Here is an 18,427-nt window from a genome sequence, read left to right on the forward strand (position 1 = left end):
TCATTCTTATTACTCATTAAGACCTAAAAGAAGCTCCGACAATATATCAGAGCTTCTTAGCTTTAAATCATATTTACGCTTAGAACATATCGCCGACTGACCGCTTTTCTTGCTGCCGGCAGGGCTTTATCCGTACCAAAATTGATAGTCCCAATGAAGAATACACCAGAAAATTATCGAAGGCCGCCTCAGCTGGCTGGATTCAAACGTATTTCGAGACCAACATCACCCACTGACGTGGTCATACAGCATATCTTCTGCAGGCTATAGTCGGCGTTTTCTTTACCCATTCCCTGAACCGGGGGGAGAATATCGCAGGTTAGATTTTTTTCCGAAAGAATCGTCAACACGTTGCCGCTGATTATGTTGGCAATCTCCGAAATTGCCGAAATCACAAACTCATCGACCGCATCAAATTCCATATTGCTCATGATTTTTACCATCCCCAGTGATGTCTCATGGGGAAACCGATAAATCACTTCTCCCTTTAAATCCCCAATCACACCGATGACAATATCCAGCTCGCCGTTACACTCGAAGCGTTCTACCAAAGCATCGGTAACGTCTGTAAGATCCATCATTAGTCCAAAAACATTGCTGGTAGCCTCCAGAAAAGAATTGTAAACCTGTGTCTGCATCACTGTTGTCCTCCCGTCTCCAAGACATAATTGGCAATTTTCTGATCTTCTGAAGCAACGTGATTGATCAGCCACGCCAAAAGTTTCCCGGCAAACTGCTGCATTAATTGTTCATCAAAGCCGCTTTTTTCATACTGAGCAGAAACCGCCAACACATAATTAACCATATCTGCATGAATCTGCTTATGTGCCTCATAGCCGGGATAGCCAATCTGTTGTTGATAGACTTCTTCATCGCGAAAGTGCTCCACCACATAAGCCTTCATAAATTCCAGGGTTTCATTGACCTGTTCGATCTTCGTGTCCCAGGACTCCGAAGAGCGGACCGTCTGCATAAAGCTTTCAACCCGATTAAATAACTCCCGATGCTGGGTGTCCACTACAGTCACACCCAACGCGTACTTATCTTTCCAAAGCATAAAATAAATCCTTTCTTAATTGCGTCTCATTCTGATTTATATAGTATAGCACTTTCGTTTTAAAATTTGCAAGTTTCTTTCAATATTGTCCTAAAAAGATTTTTCGCACTTGACTCTCCCCGTAGGGGAGGCCCTATACTTCAACGTGAAGTAAGAACTTGGAGGTATAAATGGAAACATGTATTGAAGTAAAAAACCTGACCAAACACTATCGTAACCGGGTAGCCGTCAACAACCTGAGCTTCTCGGTTAAAAAAGGCGAGGTCTTTGGTTTGCTCGGACCCAACGGTGCTGGTAAGTCGACTACCATCGATTGTATTCTGGGTCTTAAACCCTTTGACACCGGCTCGGTCGCGGTACTGGGATTAAACCCGGTTAAAGCCCGCAAACATCTTTTTGAGCGGGTGGGGGTTCAGCTCCAATCCTCCAGCTATCAGGGCAATATCCGGGTTGGTGAAATCTGTGAGGAAATGGCCGCACTTTATCAAAACCCTGCCAATTACAACAGTTTACTGACTCAGTTCAAGCTGGATCAGTATGCCCGCCAGCCGGTTGCCAAACTGTCGGGCGGTGAAAAACAAAAGCTCTCAATTCTGTTAGCGCTCATACCACAACCAGAGGTCATCTTTCTGGATGAGCTGACCACCGGACTGGACACTGAAGCCCGGCGGAGTGTCTGGCAGGTGCTTACTGATTTAAAGGAAAAAGGGCTCACCATCTTTCTCACCTCCCACTACATGGATGAGGTGGAAGCCCTATGCGACCGGGTCTGCATTATTAATCAGGGCCACGCGATCGTGACCGATACGGTTTCCCGGCTGATTCAGAATAGTCCCCATCAACGGCTGGAAGAAGCCTATCTGTGGGTCATGAAGGAAGGAGTCGCCTGATGAAAAAATTTCTTACCTTGTTTAAAATTGAGGGTAAACTGAACCTGCGAAGTATCGACGGGATCTTTTTTGGTGTCTGCATGCCGCTCGGCATTATGCTGCTAATCGGCTTGATTGCTGGCGACAATCCGGCGACGGATGGGGCCGGGTATACGCTGGTGGAAAGTTCCTTTGCCGCCCTGGTTGCCGTAGCCATCTGCGCCACTGCTTTTATGGGGATTCCGCTAACCATTGCCGATTACCGCGATAAAAAAATTCTCAAACATTTTTTTGTAACACCGGTCAGCCCAATGATGTTATTATGGACCCATGCAGTCATTTGCATGTTGCTTTCGATTGTCTCTGCCCTACTAATTTACGGCGTTGCCCGGCTCTTCTTCGGGTATCAACTGATTGGTTCACCGCTTTTCTTTGTGGGCTCTTACTTTCTGGTGATGGTGTCGATGTACAGTTTGGGTCTGCTGATTGCCAGTCTGTGCCGGACTGTTAAAATGGCCAACCTGGTTTGCAGCGTGGTTTATTTTCCGATGCTTTTTTTATCCGGGGCCACCATCCCCTTTGAAATCTTCCCCGAACCGCTTCAGTTCGTCGCTGGATTTCTGCCCCTGACCCAGGGGATCAAACTGCTAAAAGCTTCATCGCTGGGGCTTGAGGTGAATCTTTTAGTACCGCTACTGGTTTTATTTGGTGCTCTGATTCTGGGCATCCTGCTATCGATGCGATTCTTCCGTTGGGAATAAGAAAGGAAAAGCAATGAACGAAACCTATCAATGTGAACGAAAAGAAAATACGATCTATTATAAAATCGGGCTGTTTTCAAAAATGAACCGGGTCACCATCAAGGCGTTGCGTCATTATGACGAGATCGGGCTCTTAAAACCGGCTGCCATAGAAAAATTTACCGGTTACCGCTATTACACCTCTGAGCAGCTGCCGCTTCTCCATCAGATTCTGGCACTGCGGGAAATGGGTTTCACCCTGGACGAAATAAAAAAAGTCCAGGGCGGCACCCCGGAGAAAGATCTGCTGACGCAAAAACGACTGGAACTGCTTAAAAGAATCGCCCAGGATACTCTGCGGCTGTCTCAGGTAGAGTCTTATCTGGTTAAAAATGATGGTGAATCCGCAGGCTATCATGTTATTCTCAAAGAGCTGCCGCAAGTGATTGTAGCATCCTTACGCACCACCATTCCCAATTATGACGCCCTCTTTTCGGTGGTTCCGCCAATGGGGGCTGAAATGGAACGACTCGGCTGTGTCTGCGCGGTCCCTGAATATTGTTTTAATATTTATCATGATGGTGAATACCGCGAAACCGATGTCGATGTGGAAATTTGTGAAGCGGTCACCGCAGTAAAAGAAGATTCTGAGATGCTTAAATTCAAGGTCATTGATCGGGTCAAAAATGCGGCCTGCGTGCTTCACAAGGGCCCTTACGAAGGGTTCCCCAACGCCTACAACGCCATCCTTAAATGGCTGGAACGCAACGGCTATGAAATCATCGATCATCCCCGGGAATCCTACATTGACGGGGCCTGGAACAAAGATTCAGCCGCGGACTGGCTGACCGAAATCCAGTTTCCAGTAAAAAAAATTAATTGAACGAACATTCAGGCCCATAACTTTTAAGCCTTATTTTAGTCTCCCGCCGTCAAATTGTGTTCCCTATCTGCCATGATTGGAGAACACCCGGACAGTTAGCGGCCTTTTTCACTTATCCCAAACGCAGTTTTTAACGCCTTAACCCGCCGCATCAGACTTTGTTTGACAATCTCGCTGTCTTCGGCAATTTCAAATCCATGAATGGTACCGGTCGTCTGGTTGAGTTCAACGGGTACTTGATGTTTTTTAAGCGTTCTGGCAAAAAGAATACCTTCATCCCGGAGACAATCAAACTCTGCCACTTCGACATAAGCCGGCGGTAGGTTCAAGAACGAAGCCGCTTCCATGGGTGACGCATAAGCCCGATCCACCGAACACCCGTCGGCAAGATAAAGGTTCCACATTTTTTTATTCTGTCTGGCATTCCAAAGCGGCGTATCCAGATATTTTTTCATCGAATCGGTGTTTAGCCGGGCATCGGTAACCGGATAGATAAGCATCTGAAAGCAGAGTTTTTGCGCTTTTCGATCTCTGTCCATCAAGCAGAGTGCCGCTGCCAGGGCACCACCGGCACTGTCTCCACCAACTGCAATTTTATCGGGATCGACACCGATTTCGGTGGCATTCTGATAAATCCAACTAAGAGCTGCGTAGCAATCCTCAATACCAATCGGGAACGGATGCTTAGGCGCCAGTCGATAATCAACAAACACCACCTTACAAGGGGTTTGCTTTGCATACTCGCCCATCAGACGCTTATGAAAGGCGGCAGACTTCAGTACAAAGGCCCCGCCATGAAGATAAATAAGACAGGGCAACGGATCTTTTTCCGCTGCTGGTTCATAAATTATCAGCTCCAGCGGTTCGCTTTTAAAACCCGGGATCATTTTTCTTATTTCCCGGACACCCGGCTCTGGCAACCGTTTGTTAAAGCCCGTTTCAATGATCCCGTTCATCAGCGGTAATAGTGCTTTTGCTATCGGCGTCTGAATTTTTTCATATTTCTTAAAATCCGGATGGATTGGGTATTTCGACACTTTTTCTCCTGCCTTATTCTTTTTTAATCTCTGATTGTTCTGGTTTTCTAATTTTACCATGTTGTTGGAGCCATGACAAACTAAACCTTATGGAGTATGTCTAATCAGTTCACTTGAGTCAGTATCACAAAAGCTAACACCGCTAACCCGACGAAAAAAAATCAAAAAGTCCCACCCACCAAAACGAAGCTCACAAAGGCTTGTTCACTTAAAAAGAGCTATTGTTTAGCAAAGGACGGGGGTTGACATGGATGGTACCCTAATTATAGAAATGCCTGCTGACGAGTGGCAAAAAGAAATTTAAAAAGTTGATAAATAGTTGAATGTTTTTTGCTATATTCAAACAATTAAGGAGGCGTGAAAAATGAAAAACAAAATTTTACTTGTTGATGATGAGCCTGACATTGTAACCATGCTTAGTAGATTCTTTAAAAGCAGAGGCTATCAGGTTCTTACGGCTATAAACGGAGTTGATGGCTTAAAGCAAATTGAACATAATCCTGATATTATTTTACTCGACATCAATATGCCGGGATTAGACGGATTGGAAGTCTGCGAGCGTATCCGTAATCATGTATCATGCCCGATCCTCTTTCTAACTGCGAAAATTGAGGATGCCGATAAAGTAAAGGGCTTTGGTGTGGGTGGTGATGATTATATTGTCAAACCATTTTCGCTTGTCGAATTAGAGGCCAGAGTACAAGCTCATCTCCGTCGCGAAACTCGCCATAATCTCAAAACACAATTAAAGTTCTCAGGGGAACTCACAATCAACTTCTCGGCGCGTTGTTTATTCTGTAAAGGTGAGCAGGTTATGCTTGCAAAAAAAGAGTTTGATATTATCGAACTCCTATCGCAAAATCCGGGACAGGTTTTTGACAAAGAACGGATTTATGAACGCGTTTGGGGATATGACAGCGAGGGCGACAGTAGTGTAGTAGCCGAACATATTCACAGAATACGAACGAAAATTGCGTTATATACACAAAATACATATATTGAAACAGTGTGGGGGTGTGGCTATAAATGGATCAGATAAAACAAATTCTGCATCAGTTGTCTTTAAGAAAAAGCCTTGTACTTTATGTTTCTGTGTTCGCTGTCATTGCGCTTGTATTAAGCATAGGTACTTCTCTTTTATGTAATAATGCCACCTCAAATATTAAGAATTCATATCCTCCAACAGGAGAAAAATACTACCTGACTAACGAAAATGGGGAGCAGTTAGGTGAGGGGACTTATATCGGCGGCGAAACCTCTCCATTATCCATGCTGGATGAACGCTTAGTATCCATATATGAACTTGTTCCAATTATCGCAACGCCTCTTTATTCTGCATTATCAATCATCATAGCGGCTTTGCTCTTTTATAAGAACAAATTGAGAAAACCACTTCTAGCGTTAAGAGCGGCATCAGAAAAAATTACAACGAGTGATTTAAATTTTACGGTTGATTATAGCAGTGAAGACGAGTTGGGCCAACTCTGCGCTTCCTTTGAAATCATGCGGATCACCCTTGCCAATAATTTTTCCGAAATGTGGCGACAGGCTGAAGAACGCAAGCAACTTAACGCAGCATTCGCCCATGATCTGCGTACTCCGCTTACGGTACTAAAAGGCTACGACGAAATGTTACAAACCAGTAATGACGCGATAACAAAAGAAATTGCCATTACAATGGGTAAGCAAATATTCCGGTTAGAGCGCTACGTTGACAGTATGAGCCGCTTACAGCGATTGGAAGACGCACAGCCGGAATATCGTGAAATATCATTACCTGAATTTTTATATTCTCTGGCTGAAAATGTTGATATGCTTTGCTCACAAAACGGCAAGCAGCTTCTCCTTCAAAAAAACACCACCTCCATGTCCTTTATTGTTGATCGGTCATTTATTTCGCAAGTTAGCTATAATTTAATCTCAAATGCACTCCGCTACGCCGTTTCCACAATCACGCTGACGTTTGAAGAAAAGCACAACGGTCTGTTGCTGTCGGTGTCTGATGATGGCAAGGGCTTTGGTAAAAATACGATACAGCAAGCAACAAATCCATATTTTACTGAAGAAAAAAATCATTCCGAACATTTTGGACTTGGACTTTATCTCTGTAAAATGCTATGCGAACATCATGGCGGCTATCTTAAACTTGAAAATCTTTCGGTTGGTGCAAAGGTAATGGCTTTTTTCAAAACTCCACCTTTGTAGATAAAAAGTTGAACATTGTATTTTATACTCTCTATGTAAACACATGGAGAGTATTTTTTACTCCCAATAACGAAAGGAGTTTTTTATGGAACTTAGAACAATCGAGCTGACCAAACAATTCGGCTCAAAAACAGCCATTAACCATTTGAACATTACTTTATTAAACGGCGTTTACGGCTTACTTGGTGCAAACGGCGCAGGAAAAACCACCTTTATGCGTCTACTGTGCAACATTCAAGTGCCAACCTCCGGTAAAATCACTTTGGATGGCAAAGGTATATCGGACTTAGGTGAAAAATATCGAAACGTGTTGGGGTATCTTCCACAACACTTCGGATATTATCCTGACTTTACCGCGTTTGATTTTTTGATGTATGTTGCCACATTAAAGGGCTTGAGCGAAAAACAAGCAAAGCGAAAATCAAACGCGTTATTGGCGGCAGTTGATTTAACAAAAGAGTGCCGCCACAGAATTAAGACCTTTTCTGGTGGCATGAAACGGCGTTTAGGGATCGCACAAGCTATGCTGGGCAATCCGCGTATTTTGATATTAGACGAACCAACAGCAGGTCTTGATCCAAAAGAGCGTGTCCGTTTCCGTAATCTGATTAGTGCATTTTCCAAAGATAGGATTGTAATTTTGTCTACGCATATTGTTTCTGATGTTGAGTTTATCGCTGAAGAAATTATAATGATGAGATCCGGCCAGATTCTTCACGTTGGGAAGCCGAATGAGATAACCACAGAAATTGATGGACAAGTGTGGGAATGTACAGTGCCGACTAATTGTACGGAGCCGTACACCGAAACGCTTAATGTTAGCAACCTGAGAAACACGGAAAATAATTGTACGGTGCTGCGCGTGATAGCAGATCATCAACCTCTGGCCAATGCGGTACCGGTACCGCCTACATTGGAAGATTTGTACCTTTACTATTTTAAAGGAGCAAATGAATCATGAAAAATTTAATCAAGTTTGAGCTGCGAAAAATACTGACAAATCGGCTTACGGTGATTTCTATTATCCTGGTACTATTGCTGTCTGTTATCCTTTCCTTTTCTACATTGCAGAATATGTATTCATTTGATGGTAAAAATAATGAAGGAAGCGGTCATGCTGCTGTCGAAATTGATAAAACCATTGCAGCGAACTACGCGGGCATTCTAACTGATGAAAAAGTACAGCAAATGATGGCTGACTTCAAGCTTACCCATGATTTGCATGGAATGAATGCGAAATATCTTTATCAAAATGCTATGCAGTCTGCAGCTTTTGCTCGGTTTTCAGATATGAGCGGAAATTGGAACGGATTGAGCGTTTTGGATGTTTTAGGCGATGAAGAAATAAAAATAGGCTATGTAAGCGGTTGGCTCAATACAAGTCAAAACATGGCGAAAATTATCCTTGTCCTTTCTTTCGTTATCATTTTAATGGTCGCACCCGTTTTTTCCGGCGAATACGGTGGCGTCGATAATATCATTTTGACAAGCAGATATGGAAAAACGAAATGCGCCACAGCAAAAATTATAGCAAGTCTGCTTGCTGCTTTGCTTATAACCGTTTTGATTGTCACTTTTAATGCCGGTTTTGCTCGTGTTGTTTATGGTGCAGAAGGATTAGATTGCAGTATCCTGTTTGCGCCTCAAGAATTTGTGGAGGGATATATTCCGTTTAACATTACCTGTAGTGCGGTGCTTAAATATCAAGTTTTGTTGGCATTTACCAGTGCAATCAGTGTTACAGGTATTACCCTAATGATATCATCTGTTTGTAAAAATCAAATGATTGCGTTAGTAGCGTCCGTAGCTATTTATGTATTGCCGATTATGTTGCCGATATCCGAAACGAGTTCGCTGTTTAGGCTTATTGTTCTGATGCCACTTTATCATACGCAGTACACTTCCATAATGTCTGTTGAACAAATGAACAACGGTATGCTTTATGCCATATGGGCGATACCCGTAGCAATTATCCTTATTGTGGTTAGCTATTTTGTATCTCATACCATTTTTGCTAAGCATCAAGTTTCATAACACTTCACACAAAATCTAGACGGGTTGGCATTTTTAAAATCTTATGAAAATCTTAGTAACTTCTGATGCTAAAATTCATAATTAGTGAAACTTGCTATGATACAATAAACTAATCCCTGACATACCAGAAAGGAGCATCTCTATGAATGATCACATTCTTGTCGTCGATGACGAACACGATATCGCTGATTTAATCGAAGTTTATTTGCAAAATGAGAACTATACTGTATTTAAGTACTATTCTGCAAAGGAAGCTTTGGCTTGCACCGAAACTACCAAACTTGATCTGGCTATTTTAGATATCATGATGCCGGAAATAAACGGGTTTTCACTGTGCCAGAAAATTCGGGAGCAGTTTACTTTCCCGATTATTATGTTGACTGCCAAGGACGAAGAAACCGACAAAATCACGGGTTTAACACTCGGCGCTGACGATTATATTACGAAACCATTTCGTCCCCTTGAATTGGTTGCCAGGGTAAAAGCCCAAATCCGCCGATATAAAAAATACAATTCGGCGAAAGCCCTTGAAGAAACACGTTTTGTTCTTAGCTACTCCGGGTTGGAATTGAATACCAAAACGCATGAATGCCTGTTGAATGAGAGAACCGTTGGTTTAACGCCTACAGAGTTTTCGATTCTCCGAATTTTAATGGAACGCAAAGGCACCGTGGTAAGTGCCGAGGAATTGTTCCATGAAATTTGGCAGGATGAATATTATAGCAAAAGCAATAATACCATTACGGTTCATATCCGTCATTTGCGTGAAAAGATAGGCGATACCATTGATCAATCAAAATATATTAAAACGATCTGGGGAGTGGGGTATAAAATCTGACTAAGAAAGGATCGTGAAAACGAAGGTGATCGTGATGAAGAATCATTCAATAGAAAAAACTTTATGTCTTAAGCTGTACATTACTCTGACACTTTATACTTTGACCGGCTATGCCTTAACCTTAGTCGCTGACTATGTTTTTAGTCAGCAGCTTTCAAATGCATTTTTTTTATGGTTCTACTTACGAATTGATGTTATCTACTTTTTATATCTGGTTATCGGTTTTTTGGCCATTTTCCATCATTATTGGAAAAAGCCATGGGGGTATTTGCAGGAAACCATCGATGCTACTAAAACTGTTTATCAGCAAGATGATCGGACAATTGAATTGTCCGAACCACTTAAAGATATCGAAACACAAATGAATCAAATAAAAATGTCGATCTTGTTAAATCAGCAGACGATAAAAGAAGCTGAGAATAAAAAAAACGAATTGGTGATGTATCTGGCGCATGATATCAGAACACCGCTAACCTCAGTTATCGGCTATTTAAGTTTGCTTGATGAAGCGCCTGATATGCCACTTGAACAAAAGCAAAAATATCTGGGCATTGCACTGAAAAGAGCCGAGCGACTTAAAAAACTTATCAATGAGTTTTTTGAGATTACGCGATACAACACGCAACAAATCAAAATAAGTAAAGAGCATACTGACCTATACTATCTGCTGATACAGTTAATTGATGAATTCTATCCCGCCTTGTCTGCCAAGGGAAATTCAGCAATCCTCTGTGCAAATGAGAATCTAAGTGTTTATGCCGACCCTGAAAAATTAGCCCGAGTATTTAACAACCTTCTTAAAAATGCTGTCGCATACAGTTATCCCAATACGGAAATTCTTATCTCCGCAATGGAAGAGAAGGAAAACATCGTTGTTACATTTAAAAATAACGGTAAAACCATTCCCTCCGATAAGTTGTCAACTGTTTTTGAACTATTCAATCGTTTAGATGATGCTCGCAAATCTGACACTGGCGGCGCAGGCCTGGGACTGTCAATCGCAGCGGAAATCGTTCATTTACACGGTGGTGAGATCACTGGCCAAAGCGAAGATGATACAACGACCTTGACCGTGTCACTGCCGCTCTTATCTTAAGCAGATATCAATAAAAGATTAGGATTTTCTTAGGTATTTATCCGGTTCATCTTAACGTCTTAAACGTCCTTGTTCAGTACAATAGATACTGAACAAGGACGTTTGTCGTTGTAATTTTTAAAAAGGAGAAACCGGTATGGAACTGAACATTACAAACCTTAGTAAGCAGTTTAAGAATAAAACTGCAGTCGATGATGTCTCTTTAAACCTCACCCCAGGCGTATGGGGTCTGCTTGGTGCCAATGGCGCTGGAAAAACGACGCTTATGCGGATGATTGCGGGGATCATGGAACCAACCCATGGGAAGATTTTTTTTGAGGGAAAAAATATTTGTGATCTCGGCGAAAAATACAGAAGCCAATTTGGCTTTTTACCGCAAGACTTTGGCTTCTTTCAAGATTTTACGGTGAAAGACTATTTGGAGTATATCGCCGCACTTAAGGCTGTTCCGGTAAAAGAAACGAGTAAAAAGATTACCAGTCTGCTGGACACCCTCACCCTTTCTGATGTAAAAAACAAAAAAATTATTAAACTATCCGGCGGGATGAAGCGACGCGTAGGAATTGCACAGGCAATGCTCAATGACCCTAAAATTCTGATCATGGATGAGCCGACCGCCGGTCTTGATCCTGGTGAGCGGGTTCGCTTCCGAAATTTTATTTCGGAATTTTCGCATGATCGCATTGTCCTTATTTCAACGCATATCGTTTCCGATATTGAGTATATCGCCACTAAAAACGCCATTATGAAAGCTGGGAAAATTCTTAATATCGGCACAACCGATGAATTAGTAAAACAAGTCGCGAAAAAAGTTTGGACTTGTACGGTGCCCGCTGACAAAATGCCCATCTATGAAATGCAGTTACGCATTATCAATCAACGCAGTGAAGATGATAATCAGGTATCCATCCGCTATCTGGCCGATGAAGCGAAAATACGTGATTCTGTACTGGCTCCGCCCCGTTTGGAGGATTTATATCTATGGTTATTTCCACAACAGGAAACAAGTAAGGAGGTAAAATAATTGCTGCGTATTTATTGTCTTGAAGTAAAGCGCGTGCTTAAGTCACGCCGTGTCATCATTTTATTGCTTATTGTGTTAGCAATGTCTGTGCTAATGGCTTGGCTTCCAGTTATGTATGAATCGATCAATCAACCAGACGAGAACGGTAAATTGGTAACGTTAGATGGCCGAGAAGCGATTGCCTATAAAAAAACGCTTCGCTCTATTCATAACGGAGAAGTTACTCCCGAAAAACTCAAAAATGCTTTAAACCTCTACCAAAACGCTGTTTCCCCATATGGAGAGGAAAGCATTTATAGCGGAGAGTTTCCGGTCGTCCTTTATCTGGAAACGGTATTTCCGGTTGAAGCGCTTTTAGGAAGGCTACCGGAAGCATTTTCCGACCCCAAAACCGGTCAGGGAACAAATTTGATGGCTATTTCCCCGGATAAATTAGACGGATTTTATGAACAAACCGAACAACACCTAAAAGACATTATGCAAATGGAGCAAAAGAAGTATCCCACTGCACAGGAACAGGCTTTGCAAAAATACGCACAAGTAAAAACGCCCTTTCAGCTTTACGCCGGATATTCAAGGGACGCTTTTGATCACCTGGTGCTTTTTATTTTTATCCTTGTCATTCTTTGCACCGCCGCTGCCGCACCGACGTTTTCTAATGACTACCAAACCGGTTCGGACAGTATCTTGCGCTGCACAAAATATGGGCATTCACGATTAGCAATCGTAAAAATACTCGCCGCTCTAACCATTTTTTGTGCTGCATTTATCCTATGCATTTCTTTGCATTTACTGATTTCAGACCTTGCGTTTGGGCTGGAGTGTATGGAAACGTCGATGCAAATGTTGTATTCTGTTATCAGTCTGCCGGCGCTTAATTTAGGACAGCTTCAAGCCGTTTTAGCAATCGGAGGATTGCTTTCTTTGCTGGCAACCATTAGTTTTACATTGTTTATATCTGCCAAACTTAAAGATTCGCTTTCTGTCATCTTAATTGCCATTGGGCTATGTTTGTTACCGATATTCACGTATTCCGCTGGCGCTAATTGGCTTAGTTTTATTTTACCATCTGCGGGAATCGGTATGCAAAACAGCTTGCTTTATCAACTCACGAGCTTTAATTACCTGCATATTGGTTCAATAAGCCTTTGGACCCCTTATGTCATAATCGCGGCCGCGGTAATTGAAATTCCTGTTTTCCTTTTCCTTTCCATCCGCACCTATTGCAAGCATCAGGTGGTTTAATAACGGATCTTCACAACATCTAATCATTGTATCGCATGGTATATATTTTCGTTGTCTAAACCACTTGTGGGCTTATCTAAAATCAGCACCTCTTTATTCTACGACACAGCACCGCAAAACAAACCATTTCTGGCTGCTAGATAAGGAAATGAACAGATTAGCTATCCACAGACAAAAGACGGCAACAAATCTATCATTTAAAGATTTGTTGCCGTCTTTTTTATTTATCTGTATTTTTATTTAATCGAGGCTTCATAAATCGATTGAATCGATTGATCTAATACCGCGTTAAATTCTTCGTCACTTTGGTTTACCTTGAGCCCTTCGGTTAGTGCCCTGGAAAAACTTGCAATCAATTTTGGATTTCTAGCTAATTTTTCATTGGCTGCTTCTCTGGAATAGCCACCGGAAAGAGCAACAACGCGGATAACATTTGGATTTTGAATAACCGCTTCATAAAAATTATCAACATCGGGAATCGTGAGTTTAAACATAAACTGACTAGACGTGTCCAACGTTTTCAGGTGTTCAAGGATTTCTTGTTTGAGTAAAACTTCGGCTTCAGCTTTATTGGGTGTATGAATATCAACCTCTGGCTCTAAAATCGGAATCAACCCTGCCGCCGCAATGGCTTTACCCAATTCAAATTGTTGATCGACAATGGCTTTGACCCCTGCCGGATTGGCTTCTTTAATGACAGAACGCATTTTCGTTCCGAATATATGTCGATCTTTCGCGCGAATGAGTAAGGCATCAAGATCAGTAATGGGTTTCATTAATTGAACACCATTCTCTAAATCCAACAGCCCCTTATCAACCTTCAAAATTGGTAAGATTCCCTTAACATCCCAAAGATAATCGGCGCTATATTTTCCATCTACTTTTTGATCCATCGTTTTTTCAAACAAGATTGCCGCCAGAATTCTTTCTTTGGTAAACGCCGGACTCTTCATAATCCTCGTTCGCATTTCATGAACCATTTGAAACATCTCAGTTTCATCCGCATAAGCTTCTTTTGGAATGCCATAAATTGCCAGTGCTTTTGGTGTGCTGCCTCCGCTTTGATCCAGTGCTGCAATAAAACCACTATCATTTTTCATTCGTTCCAACTGTGCCAAATTCATAAATACACCTCCACTTATTATATGATCTCATAATATTATACACCTATTCAACACTTTTCGCATCACTATAAACCATATTTTAACAAAGTATTTTTACTGGGGTATTTTTGATCCCGATAATTATGATGATTTTTTCACTAACATCGTAACCCCAACTATTTCATTTTCCAGCTCATCACACTCAGACTGCTGGCTTTTAATATAATTATCAAATAAGAATGCTTTAGCCGGATGGCTTTCTTTTAGTTCATTTGCTCGCTTTACGATGAACGACTGTTGCTCATCGTTCGTGCTTACTATTGCCTCTTCTTTGGCAATTCTTTCATCAATAATCTTTAGCTGTGCATTTTTAAAGAACAACTGCCATTGTTCTCTGGTCGGGTATCGACCATCGGAATCATTATTTCCATACGCATCATCAATGAAAATATAGCCGCTATTTTTCACTGTCTGTTTTAGCTTTTGTATTGTTTGCTCGGGGTTCCCCAGTACATCTCCGACTGCCCCCAGAATAACGATATCATACTCTTTTTGAGTCTTTACAGCTTCATTTATATCTCCGCGCTTAAATTCACACAAGCTCTCAACCCCATATTCCTGAGCTTTTTTAATTGCATCATCAATAAACTCCGGAATGATATCAATCCCCGTTACTCTGCAGCCCAAGGCCTTCGCTAACTGAACACTCACGGCGCCTTTACCGCAAGCTAAATCGAGCACTCGCATTTTTTCTGATACCGGGACATGCTTCAAGGTCATATCAATGATATCATTTGGCGATGCACCCAGTTCCCATAAGTCCTGTAATAGATATGGCAGGTATGGAATCAACTCGATGGACTCTGCCGTTAGTGATTTTGCCAGCTTTTCTTCGACGTTTAACATTGATCTTATTCCTTTCTCTTTGACCAACTCACCCGAAGGATTATCCTTCTGATATACGCTACAATCTTTTTCTTATCCTATCATAAAATACTTTTTAGCAGAAACAAAATCCTCTGTTTTTTTGATACCCGCAACCTGAAAATCGTTAAAAAGAGCTTGCCTTCAGATGACTAGTATTCCTAAATGTTCTACTAATATTTTTACACCAATTACTAACAGGATTACTCCTCCCAGTAGCTCTGCTTTTCCCTTAAATCGCGATCCGAAGATACTGCCAATTTTTACTCCCATCACCGAGAGAAACAGTGTAATACTTCCAATAGATAAAATTGTGGGAAGAATATGAACCTGAAGAAAGGCAAACGACACCCCGATCGCCAGAGCATCGATACTTGTTGCCAAGGCCAGGGGAATCATGGCTTTGGGGCTGAGAGTGGCTTTTTCATCTTCGGGACATCCACATCCGACCACTGGACATGCCGCTGCGGTATCCGGCTTCTCTACACCCCCTAAATATCCTTCCTTTCGTAAACCATCGATTATCATTTTTCCACCAATGATGCCCAGCAAAACAAAGGCAATCCAATGATCGAAAGCAATGATCTTTTCATTAAACTGCACGGCAAAGATATAACCAATCAAGGGCATTAAGGCCTGAAAAAATCCGAAATACAATCCCACAACCAGGGTCTTTTTCAAATCTGCTTTTTTCAGATTCAAGCCGATGCAGATTGCCACAGCAAAAGCGTCCATGGAAAGACCGATCGCAACCAAAATTAACTCAAGAATACTCATTTAAACATACTCCTTAAGTAAAATTTATGAATAAAAAAACAGGTACAGCTATTCTAAGCTTATACCTGGGTTTTTACAAAAAAATAAGACCATGTATAGCTGTAACAGTTATACATGAGTCTCGTTTATTAAGGCAAGCCAGGCCGTTGTGACCAGTATGTTGACTTACCGCGGATTTAACGCTAACTACTCCCTCATGAGCAAAAATTCATATTGTAATCATTATAGTATGAAGTACGCTTACTGTCAAATAATTATGTCCGTCTCTACTAAATCCAAAAAATTTCTTTCGTTTTTTTAATGCTTTTTCTCACTTTAACAAACCGACAATCCCCTGATACTGCTTTTTAACTTGTGTGTGCACCAAAACCGTGATCGCTTTTTGAGGACATTGATTGACACATCGATAGCAAAGGGTACATTGATCCAGTTGTACAATTCTTCGATCTGTTATTTTGAGGTTTTTCATCGGACAGATCCTGACACACTTGCCACAAAGATTACATTCTGCCGAAATTCTAACATCCCGTTGGGCCTTCTTTTCAAGTGCACCAAAATGCGCCCGTTGGGTCCACAAACCTAAATGTTGAGAAACGAAATTAAACCCACGCTTTTTGACAACCTCATTTTTAATGTTCTGACATGATCGACTAAGTTTCTTCTCTGCCTTTTTTAAATACCTTTGCATTTTATTTGGATTGGCAAGGGGAAATAAAAAAAAGTTACAAATATTATTCGGCATATTAAAATGTTCAGCATAGCGAACGTTTACCGATACCCCTTCTAGTAATTCTGTAAAAACCCGGGCCCCATCTCCTGAGAACAGCAGTTGCGTACTGAAAATGATCAGCTGTTTGCCCTCAAACGCGGACCGATTTTTTCTGACAAACTCCCGCATAATTCGGGGGACGCAGGAACCGTAAATGGGATAGCAAACGGCAATGGTCTTAACCTGCCCCATTTTTTCTTTGAAATCCACTTCTTCTTCAATGGAATAACAAGCCGCGGCCATTTTGGCTGAAAAGCGTTCTGCTATAAATTTTGAATTTCCCGTTCCTGAAAAATAGAGTGTTAACATACGTCCTCCTGTTTCTAAGTATTTACTGTTTAATCGCTGATGCCGACTTTGTTATTAGCTACTCTCCTTGCCAGCTGAAAGGTCGTGATAAATTAGCTGGAAGCTTCGTTTTAGCATTTCCCTGAGCCGCATTAATCTGCATTTGTGTTAGAAAAACACAACCGCTTAAATCCGTGTCTTTGATATTCGCATCCCGCATATCAGCACCCAGAAAATTAGTTTTCTTCAAGCTGCAACCCTTCAGATTGGCCGCAATCATCAACGCCATACTAAAATCTCTGCCATCAAGATTGGCACCTTTAAAGTTTTTACCAAAATAGTCTTTGCCGTTAGTCCCATCAGAAGAATCAGCCGCTACTTGATCACTCACCTTTTTTAACGCCTGATCCACACGCATTTTATAACTGGCAATATCGATGACCAGGATTTCCGTCGTTGCGGTCATTTGAATATTCTCTACAAGCAGCGCATCGATCTCATCTTTTGCGCGATCATCACTGACTAACGACAGTGCTTCCAATAAATACCAGGCGATCTGATGGAGCTGAAAGACCTTCATAAAGACCTGAAAGATTTCATCGGCCTTGTCCGGATTGGTTTTCCAATTTTCATTGACGTAACTGCTTTGGGTCACTTTTTGCCCGGCACCAAAGCAATCATATGCCAGACACCCTTTCATCTTTTTCGCTGCCAAAAGGGGATGGATATCACAACAAAAATCTGTCGTCAAGTGTTTACAAGGTACCCCCGCCTGCTTGTTCTCGGGAAATCCATCACTTTTCATGCAATACAAGGCGACGCAACATAGACCGCTACATTTTTTACAATCGATCTGAAGGGCCACTTCCAAATCTGCATATTTATTGGTTACTTCTTTTTTTATCATCTATCTCCATTAAACCTTTCTCGCACCAGATCTTTTCGCATTATTTAATTCTTGAAGGTTTCATTGCCGTAATTTTTCGCCTCGTTTTGGTTTTCGCTCACAACTTACTTTACCTGGTTGGATCACGCTACTCGCAGCAGATAGGCCGTAATTTAAACATTAATACACTTTTCTAGTTATCGCTTGAAAAATTACAGTTGTTCTTCGGTATCAAAAAAAATGTTTTCCCTGCTCGATTACGGTTAAGTCGCCATTAAAATGCTGTGCGAAGTTCGAAACCCCATCCTTCTGAAGCAACTAATTTATTATAGCACTATTCGCAGCGCTTAAACAAATCGAATTCAGCCCTTTTTAAACCGCTCGCCACTCGCCCTCTATCTGTCAACGTGTCAACGATGCTAATTTTGCTCCTGATCCACAGCTTTTGTCCTTGTTATTCATGATCCAACCTTATATAATGTTGTTTGCAACATGAAATTCAAACAACAATTAATCCCTAATGCTGGATAATCGACAAATGGGATATCCCGGAAATAACTCGTTTGAACTTTGATAAATATAACCGTACTCGCTAATTAAGGCATTAAAAGAGAGGACAAACACTCTCGAAAAACTATAATAATAATAAGGA

At 41.6% G+C, this 18,427-nt stretch carries 19 protein-coding genes; 11 read left to right on the forward strand and 8 right to left on the reverse strand.

The features are described 5' to 3' along the window. Positions 1 to 188 precede the first annotated feature (188 nt). Both U2P91_RS13820 and U2P91_RS13825 read right to left on the reverse strand, forming a co-directional pair. The gene (locus U2P91_RS13820; RefSeq protein WP_111888661.1) at positions 189 to 638 is read right to left on the reverse strand and encodes a chemotaxis protein CheX; all 450 of its coding nucleotides are present in this window, start codon (positions 636 to 638) and stop codon (positions 189 to 191) included. Further along, positions 638 to 1,057, reverse strand: coding sequence for a bacteriohemerythrin (locus U2P91_RS13825; protein WP_111888660.1), 420 nt, complete (start codon positions 1,055 to 1,057; stop codon positions 638 to 640). Before U2P91_RS13825 ends, U2P91_RS13820 begins: the two co-directional genes overlap by 1 nt. Before the next feature lie 170 nt (positions 1,058 to 1,227). Between U2P91_RS13825 and U2P91_RS13830 the strand changes: the two genes are divergently transcribed. From U2P91_RS13830 to U2P91_RS13840, 3 genes are read left to right on the forward strand one after another with little or no spacing between them, the layout of a single operon-like run. Continuing rightward, entirely contained in the window at positions 1,228 to 1,947 is a 720-nt protein-coding gene (locus tag U2P91_RS13830) for an ABC transporter ATP-binding protein (protein WP_111888659.1), read from the forward strand. Beyond that, the gene (locus tag U2P91_RS13835; RefSeq protein ID WP_111888658.1) at positions 1,947 to 2,687 is read left to right on the forward strand and encodes an ABC transporter permease; all 741 of its coding nucleotides are present in this window, start codon (positions 1,947 to 1,949) and stop codon (positions 2,685 to 2,687) included. Before U2P91_RS13830 ends, U2P91_RS13835 begins: the two co-directional genes overlap by 1 nt. 13 nt (positions 2,688 to 2,700) lie before the next feature. After that, positions 2,701 to 3,549 carry a MerR family transcriptional regulator gene (locus U2P91_RS13840; RefSeq protein ID WP_111888657.1) on the forward strand — a complete coding sequence of 283 codons (849 nt, stop codon included), beginning with the start codon at positions 2,701 to 2,703 and terminating at the stop codon, positions 3,547 to 3,549. Positions 3,550 to 3,644: 95 nt separating this feature from the next. On the opposite strand, the gene U2P91_RS13845 is transcribed toward U2P91_RS13840, so the two are convergent. Next, positions 3,645 to 4,586 (reverse strand): alpha/beta hydrolase, encoded by a 942-nt coding sequence (locus U2P91_RS13845; RefSeq protein WP_242988506.1) that lies wholly within the window; start codon positions 4,584 to 4,586, stop codon positions 3,645 to 3,647. 364 nt (positions 4,587 to 4,950) lie between these two features. On the opposite strand from U2P91_RS13845, the gene U2P91_RS13850 reads away from it, so the two are divergent. The 8 genes from U2P91_RS13850 (at position 4,951) to U2P91_RS13885 (ending at position 13,028) form a co-directional block, all read left to right on the forward strand. Beyond that, positions 4,951 to 5,625, forward strand: coding sequence for a response regulator transcription factor (locus tag U2P91_RS13850; protein ID WP_111888655.1), 675 nt, complete (start codon positions 4,951 to 4,953; stop codon positions 5,623 to 5,625). Continuing rightward, positions 5,613 to 6,791, forward strand: a complete 1,179-nt coding sequence (locus U2P91_RS13855) for a HAMP domain-containing sensor histidine kinase (RefSeq protein ID WP_111888654.1) — start codon at positions 5,613 to 5,615, stop codon at positions 6,789 to 6,791. The genes U2P91_RS13850 and U2P91_RS13855 overlap by 13 nt, the downstream gene beginning before the upstream one ends. 85 nt (positions 6,792 to 6,876) lie before the next feature. Further along, entirely contained in the window at positions 6,877 to 7,752 is an 876-nt protein-coding gene (locus U2P91_RS13860; protein WP_111888653.1) for an ABC transporter ATP-binding protein, read from the forward strand. Further along, positions 7,749 to 8,825, forward strand: coding sequence for an ABC transporter permease (locus tag U2P91_RS13865; RefSeq protein WP_111888652.1), 1,077 nt, complete (start codon positions 7,749 to 7,751; stop codon positions 8,823 to 8,825). The genes U2P91_RS13860 and U2P91_RS13865 overlap by 4 nt, the downstream gene beginning before the upstream one ends. Before the next feature lie 142 nt (positions 8,826 to 8,967). Continuing rightward, positions 8,968 to 9,663, forward strand: coding sequence for a VanR-ABDEGLN family response regulator transcription factor (gene vanR, locus U2P91_RS13870; protein WP_111888651.1), 696 nt, complete (start codon positions 8,968 to 8,970; stop codon positions 9,661 to 9,663). Between the two features lie 34 nt (positions 9,664 to 9,697). Then, on the forward strand, positions 9,698 to 10,759 hold the full coding sequence (locus U2P91_RS13875; RefSeq protein WP_111888650.1) for a sensor histidine kinase: 1,062 nt from the start codon (positions 9,698 to 9,700) through the stop codon (positions 10,757 to 10,759). A 136-nt stretch (positions 10,760 to 10,895) separates the two neighbouring features. Further along, positions 10,896 to 11,783 carry an ABC transporter ATP-binding protein gene (locus U2P91_RS13880; RefSeq protein WP_111888649.1) on the forward strand — a complete coding sequence of 296 codons (888 nt, stop codon included), beginning with the start codon at positions 10,896 to 10,898 and terminating at the stop codon, positions 11,781 to 11,783. Continuing rightward, positions 11,784 to 13,028, forward strand: coding sequence for an ABC transporter permease (locus U2P91_RS13885; RefSeq protein WP_371414171.1), 1,245 nt, complete (start codon positions 11,784 to 11,786; stop codon positions 13,026 to 13,028). Positions 13,029 to 13,264: 236 nt separating this feature from the next. Here U2P91_RS13885 and U2P91_RS13890 read toward each other — a convergent pair whose 3' ends face one another. The 5 genes from U2P91_RS13890 to U2P91_RS13910 form a co-directional block, all read right to left on the reverse strand. Further along, positions 13,265 to 14,152: a fructose bisphosphate aldolase gene (locus U2P91_RS13890; RefSeq protein ID WP_111888648.1), complete on the reverse strand. Its 888-nt coding sequence runs from the start codon at positions 14,150 to 14,152 to the stop codon at positions 13,265 to 13,267. 120 nt (positions 14,153 to 14,272) lie between these two features. After that, positions 14,273 to 15,037 (reverse strand): class I SAM-dependent methyltransferase, encoded by a 765-nt coding sequence (locus tag U2P91_RS13895; protein ID WP_111888647.1) that lies wholly within the window; start codon positions 15,035 to 15,037, stop codon positions 14,273 to 14,275. A 162-nt stretch (positions 15,038 to 15,199) separates the two neighbouring features. After that, positions 15,200 to 15,832, reverse strand: a complete 633-nt coding sequence (locus U2P91_RS13900) for a manganese efflux pump MntP family protein (protein ID WP_111888646.1) — start codon at positions 15,830 to 15,832, stop codon at positions 15,200 to 15,202. Between the two features lie 310 nt (positions 15,833 to 16,142). After that, positions 16,143 to 16,910 carry an EFR1 family ferrodoxin gene (locus U2P91_RS13905; RefSeq protein WP_111888645.1) on the reverse strand — a complete coding sequence of 256 codons (768 nt, stop codon included), beginning with the start codon at positions 16,908 to 16,910 and terminating at the stop codon, positions 16,143 to 16,145. Positions 16,911 to 16,968: 58 nt separating this feature from the next. Beyond that, positions 16,969 to 17,796, reverse strand: a complete 828-nt coding sequence (locus U2P91_RS13910; protein WP_111888644.1) for a pentapeptide repeat-containing protein — start codon at positions 17,794 to 17,796, stop codon at positions 16,969 to 16,971. Positions 17,797 to 18,427: the final 631 nt, after the last annotated feature.

This window comes from Acetobacterium sp. K1/6 (assembly GCF_034438075.1).
Taxonomy (GTDB): Bacteria; Bacillota; Clostridia; order Eubacteriales; family Eubacteriaceae; genus Acetobacterium; species Acetobacterium carbinolicum.

What these genes read in the sequence shown, in the direction of transcription:
- U2P91_RS13820 (WP_111888661.1), bottom strand. Translation starts at nt 638, where the DNA reads ATGCAGACACAGGTTTACAATTCTTTTCTGGAGGCTACCAGCAATGTT.
- U2P91_RS13855 (WP_111888654.1), top strand. Translation starts at nt 5,613, where the DNA reads ATGGATCAGATAAAACAAATTCTGCATCAGTTGTCTTTAAGAAAAAGC.
- U2P91_RS13850 (WP_111888655.1), top strand. Translation starts at nt 4,951, where the DNA reads ATGAAAAACAAAATTTTACTTGTTGATGATGAGCCTGACATTGTAACC.
- U2P91_RS13890 (WP_111888648.1), bottom strand. Translation starts at nt 14,152, where the DNA reads ATGAATTTGGCACAGTTGGAACGAATGAAAAATGATAGTGGTTTTATT.
- U2P91_RS13880 (WP_111888649.1), top strand. Translation starts at nt 10,896, where the DNA reads ATGGAACTGAACATTACAAACCTTAGTAAGCAGTTTAAGAATAAAACT.
- U2P91_RS13910 (WP_111888644.1), bottom strand. Translation starts at nt 17,796, where the DNA reads ATGATAAAAAAAGAAGTAACCAATAAATATGCAGATTTGGAAGTGGCC.
- U2P91_RS13825 (WP_111888660.1), bottom strand. Translation starts at nt 1,057, where the DNA reads ATGCTTTGGAAAGATAAGTACGCGTTGGGTGTGACTGTAGTGGACACC.
- U2P91_RS13900 (WP_111888646.1), bottom strand. Translation starts at nt 15,832, where the DNA reads ATGAGTATTCTTGAGTTAATTTTGGTTGCGATCGGTCTTTCCATGGAC.
- U2P91_RS13875 (WP_111888650.1), top strand. Translation starts at nt 9,698, where the DNA reads ATGAAGAATCATTCAATAGAAAAAACTTTATGTCTTAAGCTGTACATT.
- U2P91_RS13835 (WP_111888658.1), top strand. Translation starts at nt 1,947, where the DNA reads ATGAAAAAATTTCTTACCTTGTTTAAAATTGAGGGTAAACTGAACCTG.
- U2P91_RS13840 (WP_111888657.1), top strand. Translation starts at nt 2,701, where the DNA reads ATGAACGAAACCTATCAATGTGAACGAAAAGAAAATACGATCTATTAT.
- U2P91_RS13865 (WP_111888652.1), top strand. Translation starts at nt 7,749, where the DNA reads ATGAAAAATTTAATCAAGTTTGAGCTGCGAAAAATACTGACAAATCGG.
- U2P91_RS13860 (WP_111888653.1), top strand. Translation starts at nt 6,877, where the DNA reads ATGGAACTTAGAACAATCGAGCTGACCAAACAATTCGGCTCAAAAACA.
- vanR (WP_111888651.1), top strand. Translation starts at nt 8,968, where the DNA reads ATGAATGATCACATTCTTGTCGTCGATGACGAACACGATATCGCTGAT.
- U2P91_RS13830 (WP_111888659.1), top strand. Translation starts at nt 1,228, where the DNA reads ATGGAAACATGTATTGAAGTAAAAAACCTGACCAAACACTATCGTAAC.
- U2P91_RS13905 (WP_111888645.1), bottom strand. Translation starts at nt 16,910, where the DNA reads ATGTTAACACTCTATTTTTCAGGAACGGGAAATTCAAAATTTATAGCA.
- U2P91_RS13895 (WP_111888647.1), bottom strand. Translation starts at nt 15,037, where the DNA reads ATGTTAAACGTCGAAGAAAAGCTGGCAAAATCACTAACGGCAGAGTCC.